This is a genomic window from Oceanospirillum multiglobuliferum, assembly GCF_900167095.1.
Lineage (GTDB): Bacteria > Pseudomonadota > Gammaproteobacteria > Pseudomonadales > Halomonadaceae > Oceanospirillum > Oceanospirillum multiglobuliferum.
The window spans coordinates 22,119-28,485 of the sequence record NZ_FUXG01000003.1; the positions used below are offsets into that span (position 1 = coordinate 22,119).

General features: G+C 48.0%; 2 protein-coding genes. Both read left to right on the plus strand.

Features of this window, described 5'->3' with window-relative positions:
- The first annotated feature begins 87 nt into the window (after positions 1-87).
- The gene (locus B5D26_RS02730; protein WP_078744161.1) at positions 88-642 is read left to right on the plus strand and encodes a phage tail protein; all 555 of its coding nucleotides are present in this window, start codon (positions 88-90) and stop codon (positions 640-642) included.
- Between the two features lie 46 nt (positions 643-688).
- On the plus strand, positions 689-6,367 hold a 5,679-nt coding region (locus tag B5D26_RS02735; protein WP_159445570.1), incomplete at its 3' end, for a DUF4347 domain-containing protein.

Here is a 6,367-nt window from a genome sequence, read left to right on the forward strand (position 1 = left end):
TATTTGAAAGGGGCTACTAAATAGCCACTAAGTAAACAGGCTGCTGAACAAAAGAATGGCGGCAGATTCAATGTAAGGAGAGGCAATATGGAATTTTATATCGGTGGCATTATACCGTTCGCTGGTAACTATGCACCACGTGGATGGGCTTGCTGCGATGGACAACTGGAGGCTATCGGCCAGAATCAAGCTCTATTCAGTCTGCTAGGAACAACCTTTGGTGGGGATGGGAGAACGGTCTTTGCATTACCTGATCTACGAGGTCGAGTTGCAATCCACCCAGGCCAAGGGAGAGGGCTTTCTTACTACAATTGGGGAGAAATAGGTGGCTCTGAATCTGTAACGCTGCTGACGAGTCAAATCCCACATCATACTCACGCAGGTACTTGCAACATAGGTGCAAGCAGTAAACTAGGAACAGAAACAGACCCTGAAGGTTTATGTATTGCCATCCCAAACGATGGAAGCCGAAACCCTATATTGTATCCGAGCTTTTCACCTTCACCTGATACAACTTTGGCTCCAGCTACTGTTCTCATAGGAAATACAGGCGGATCCCTGCCTCACACTAATCTTCAGCCTTATATAGGCATTTTTCATGTTATTTGTATGTACTACGGTGTATATCCTAGTAGAAATTAACAGCTACTTTGTGATCAGTGGAATTTATTTGTATTAAGAGATGGATATGAACAGATCAATGCAAGCATTACATTATACCGGTAAAACAAATGACAATATAAACGAAGTATTTTTTATATCTTCATCTATAAAAGATATTGAAACTATTCTACAAACTCTTGACCAAGAGCAGTTAGTTTATATTATAGACTCCCAATCTTCAGGGCTGTCTCAAATTGCCGATGTGCTCGCTGGAAAGAATGATTACGACGCTGTTCATATCCTTTCTCATGGTAGCAGTGGACAACTGCAGTTGGGTAATTCCACCCTTAACTCAGAAAATCTGGATCTATATGCCAATGATCTAGAAAGCATTAAAGGATCCCTTTCCCCTGACGCCGATATCTTATTGTATGGCTGTAATGTGGCTGAAGGCGAACAGGGCGAAGCCTTTGTAACCAAATTATCCCAAATGACAGGGGCTGATGTTGCCGCATCAGATGATCTCACAGGTACGGCGTCATCTGATGGCAACTGGCAGCTAGAATACCACACAGGTTATATAGAAAGTGGCTCCTTAGAAAATTCGTATCTGATAGAGAACTACCACTATACATTGGCATTGCCATCTAATGGAAATCAAGATGTTACTCCTACTACTGTGCCGGGTAATTTTATTCCCGGCTTTACTCTCTCTTTAGATACAAGCTCAGGCACAGTAAACTACCACACTAACGATCCTGCTGGTCTATATTTTAAAGACACTAATATTGCAAACAATGTGCAGTTCACTGTCGCTGCTGATGGTACAAACCTTGGTAGTTTTGATCTGACAGCAATGGATTGGAATAAGTATAACGTGGCGGGTGGTTTTAACTTTACTGTCACAGGAACGAAACTGAACAACAGCACTGTGCAGGCAACATTTAGTACTGCTGAGGGTTCTACTACATATAGCACGCCGAATTTTTCATCGTTCACCGGAATTACGCAATTTGTTGTTGTTATAGACCCGCTTGATGATAACACTGCGGATCAGAACACGTTCGATTTCTTCACTATCGCCAACGCTACGGCTCCCAGTTCTAACAATGCCCCTGTAATTACCCTACCATCAGCGCCCGCTGTTTCTGAAGATGCAACCGCTGTTGCCATTGCAGATAGTATTCAGATCGCCGATGCGGATGCGGGCGATACCCAGACCGTTACGCTGACCATTACTGGTGGTACGGCAAACCTTGTCACAACCACGGGGCTGACTGGTCTGAGCGGTAATGGCTCTGCTTCTATCTCTTTCAGTGGTTCTCTGACCGATGTTAACAATGCGCTGGACTCTCTGACCTTTACGCCAACAGCCAACCTAAACGGCACTAATGCAGGTGCTATCCGAATTCAGACCAACGACGGTAATGGCGGTACAGATGATAAAACTGTTACCTTTAATATTACCGCCGTTAACGATGCCCCAACCCAAACAGGTGCTGTTCCGACCAGCTTCTCTTTTACGGAAGATACCGCAGGCAACTTTGATCTCAGCGGTATGACGCTTGCCGATGTAGATGGTGATGCAACCGTTGTTTTAACCCTAACGGCGACTGAAGGTACATTTACTGCCAGCAGTGGCGGTGGCGTTGCGATTGGGGGTTCAACCACCGGAACCTTAACCCTGACGGGCACAGCGGCCAATATAGACAGCTATATCAATACCGCCTCCAATATTCAGTACACGGGCGCTGCAAATGATAATGGCAGCCCCGCCGCAACGGTAGACATCAAAATCAATGACGGGGCGGGATCGGGTGATATTGACCTGAACGCTACCGATAGCAATATCAATATCAGTGCAGTTAATGATGCGCCAGTGTTGTCGGGTACGCCGACGCTTGCTCAGTTTGAAGATGCACCTGCAACGGCGATGAACCTGTCAGGGGTTAGTCTGGCGGATGTCGATACCACAGGTGATATCACCATAACCCTCAGTGTGGCAGACACCAGCGCGGCACTGTCAGCCACGGCAACAGGCACGATCAATAATGTTGATGTGACCCAAGTGAATGCTTATACCATCACGCTGGTGGGCACCGTATCTGAGCTGAATAGTTATTTAGGCAGTCAAGGTGCCACAAATATTACCTATGCCACCAGTGCCAATAAGAGCGGCAACGACACGCTCAGCATTATTGCGAATGATGGTAGTAGCAATTCCAACAGTTTAACCCCAACGATTACGATTACAGGGGTGAACGACGAGCCTACCGCTACCGCTACAGGTGACAATGGTTCAGCGGCAGGTGCAGGGGCAGCGGTTTCTGTTTTCTCTAGTGCAACTATTAGTGCGGTAGAGACAGGTCAGAACATTGCCAGCCTAACCTTTACCGTGAGCGGGCTTGCGGACAGCTCAAATGAAAAGCTGATCATTGACGGTTCTACAGTCGATTTAATGACCACTGTCGGCTCGACCAATGCAACGGGTGGGAATATTGCGTATGCCGTCACATATAGCGCAGGCACCGCAACGGTTGTGATTACAGGGGCTGCGGGGGCAGCTGCGGCTAATACGGTTTTCCAGACTGCCCTAAACGGCATGACCTACCAAAATACACTGGGGGGTGTCACCACAGGTAACCGTGTATTTACCTTAACCGAAGTTAAAGATGCAGGCGGTACGGCTAACAGCGGTGATGATACGCTAGCGGTGTCTATCACTTCGACCATCAATGTGGTGAATGGCGATACCCCGTCGGCAACAAACGCCACCAAAGCGGCTACTGAAGATACGCCGTTTACCATGACCACATCAGAGATTGTCTTGGTTCAAGAGGCTAATGCTGTTGATGCGCTGGAGTATATCACCATCAGCAGTGTATCCGGCGGTACGTTGGCGCTAACAGGCTCACCAACGGCTGGTACGGCAACGGATAGCTCTACATTAGCGACCGCAGGTGCGTTAACAGCGGGCAGCAAAATCAATATTGCCGATCTGACGCTGATTCAGTTCACACCAACTGCCAACTCCACCAGTAGCGGCAGTGTGGTTTATACGGTAACCGATGCGGGCGGTGATGTCTCTGCATCCGCAACCTTAACGGTCAACCTAGCAGCGGTTGAAGATGCCCCTACGCTAACAGGTGTCACCACAACTATTACCGCTATTGAAGACACCGCGACCAACCTGATCACGGGCTCCCCTGTATTTGCTGACGTGGATACCACGGCTGATGTCGTGGCAACGCTGACAGCAACCGATACTGCCGCAGTGCTTACCGCTACAAGTTCAGGTGGCGTCGTTGTTGGTAACAGCGGCACCAATGCCATTACGCTAACGGGTACTGCTGCTGAAATTAACAGTTTCTTGGCAACCGCTTCCAACATCACCTATACCGGATCATCCAACAACGTTACCACCGATACGGTTGTTATCTCGGTCAATGATGGTGAGGGTGGTACAAGTGCAAATGCAACCACCATTACCGTCAATTTTACTCCGGTGAATGATGCACCGACAGTCAGTGCGACAGGCACGGGTGGTAACGCCATCAATGGTGCAGCCACTGACTTATTCAATAGCACAGCAATTGATGTGGCAGTGCCAGATACCGGAGACTTGGTCAAAAGTGTGACCTTCACGGTTAGTGGCTTAAAAGACAGTGCGGATGAAAAAATCAATATTGACGGCACTGCGGTTACTTTGACCAATGCGACATCAGGCACAACAACAGGTAATAGCCTTGGCTATGCTGTTTCAGTTACAGGTACAACCGCAACGGTCACGCTAACCCACGCAGGCATTGCAGAGGCTACGGTTGAAGCCATTCTGAATGCGATGACCTATGAAAACACCTCAGGCACCTTCACTGAAGGTGCGCGGGTCATTACCCTCACAGAAGTCAAAGATAATGGCGGCACCGCAAACAGTGGTAACGACACTTGGTCAACAGGGGGAATCGCCTCAACCGTAACGGTAGTGGATGGCACTAAGCCTACTGCAACAAGCTATACCGATAGTGTTAATGAAGACACTGCGGTCAGTTTATCTGCAACCGAACTGCCAACTGTAAGGGATGCAGGTAATCAAACACTTGAATATATCACCATTAATACCTCAACCGTTGTTGGTGGTGTTTTATCCCTAGACTCAGCAGGCACTGCGGGTACCTCCACCGTTGGGGGTGTTCAATATGACACAACCGCAGGTAATCTCAGCGGTACGGTCAATATCAATATCGCAGATATTGGCAAGCTGAAATTCACGCCCACGACTAACTTGGCTGGTACGGGGGCTGCTAGCTTTAACTGGAAGGTTACGGATGAAGGGGGGCATAGCTCACCTGATGCCACCTACACGTTGGATATTACCGCAGTCAATGATGCACCTAGTTTGATTGGACAGGGGGAGAATCCATTTTTCTTTTCTGGTACTCAGGCGACTAATTTATTCCGTAATGCACAAATTAACACGGTTGAGTCTGGTCAAAGTATTAAACAACTGGTACTCACCATCAGTAATGTAACGGATACTGCTAAAGAGTTTTTGGTGGTCAATGGCACTGATGTTGATTTAACCAGTAATGCTAGCACCAATATTACTACTGGTGGTTATACCGTAACAGTTGTGACCGGTGTACCTACAACTGTAACCATTGATACCTCTGCGGGTAATAACACTGTAACGGATATACAAAACTTAATTCATAGCCTGAAGTATCGCAATGACGCAACCACCTTAACTGAAGCCAGTCGCGTTGTCTTTTTAACCACTATACAAGACGATGGTGGTATCGCTAATGGTGGTGCGGATACCACAACAGGTTCAATTCTAGTCTCGACCGTTACCGCCAACAATAACACGTTGCCAACAGGTACTAATAAGAGCCTAACGCTGAACGAAGACAGCACATATACCCTACAGGTTGCTGACTTTGGCTTTAATGACAGTGATGTTAATGACAGCTTAAGTACAATGAAGATTACGGCACTGCCTGCTCTGGGTAGCCTCAGCTTGGATGGCAATGCGATAAGCCTGAATGCAGAGATTACAAAGACTCAGCTTGACGCAGGCCAGCTAAAGTACACGCCTGTAGCAAACGCCAACGGTAGTAACTACAGCAGCTTTACCTTTCAGGTCTCAGATGGAAAAGCATACGCCACTAACAGCAATACGCTAACGTTAAGCGTTACGCCTGTTAACGACAACCCAACAGGCAGTGTGACCATTAGCGGCAACGCCACACAAGGCGAAACCCTAACCGCTAGCCACACATTAACTGACGCAGATGGTTTAGGCACGATCAGTTACCAATGGTTGCGGGATGGAGGGGGCATCGATGGTGCAACGGGTGACAGTTACACCTTGACTCAAACTGATGTCGGTCAGCAGATCAGTGTTAAAGCCAACTACACCGATCTACAAGGTACAGCGGAAACCCAAACCTCTAGCGCCACCACAACGGTTGCCAACGTTAATGACAGCCCAACAAGCAACGTAAGCATCAGCGGCATCGCCAAACAAGGCGAAATCCTAACCGCCAGCCACACATTGGCTGATGTCGACGGCTTAGGCACCGTGAGCTACCAATGGTTGCGTGATGGGCAGGCGATACAAGGTGCAACAGGGGACAATTACACCCTGATTCAAGCTGATGTTGGAGCTGTGATCAGTGTTCAGGCTGCATACACCGATCAGCAAGGTACGAATGAAAGCGTGATTTTTGGTACGACAGCCCTTGTCGCGCCTTTGCAAAAACCA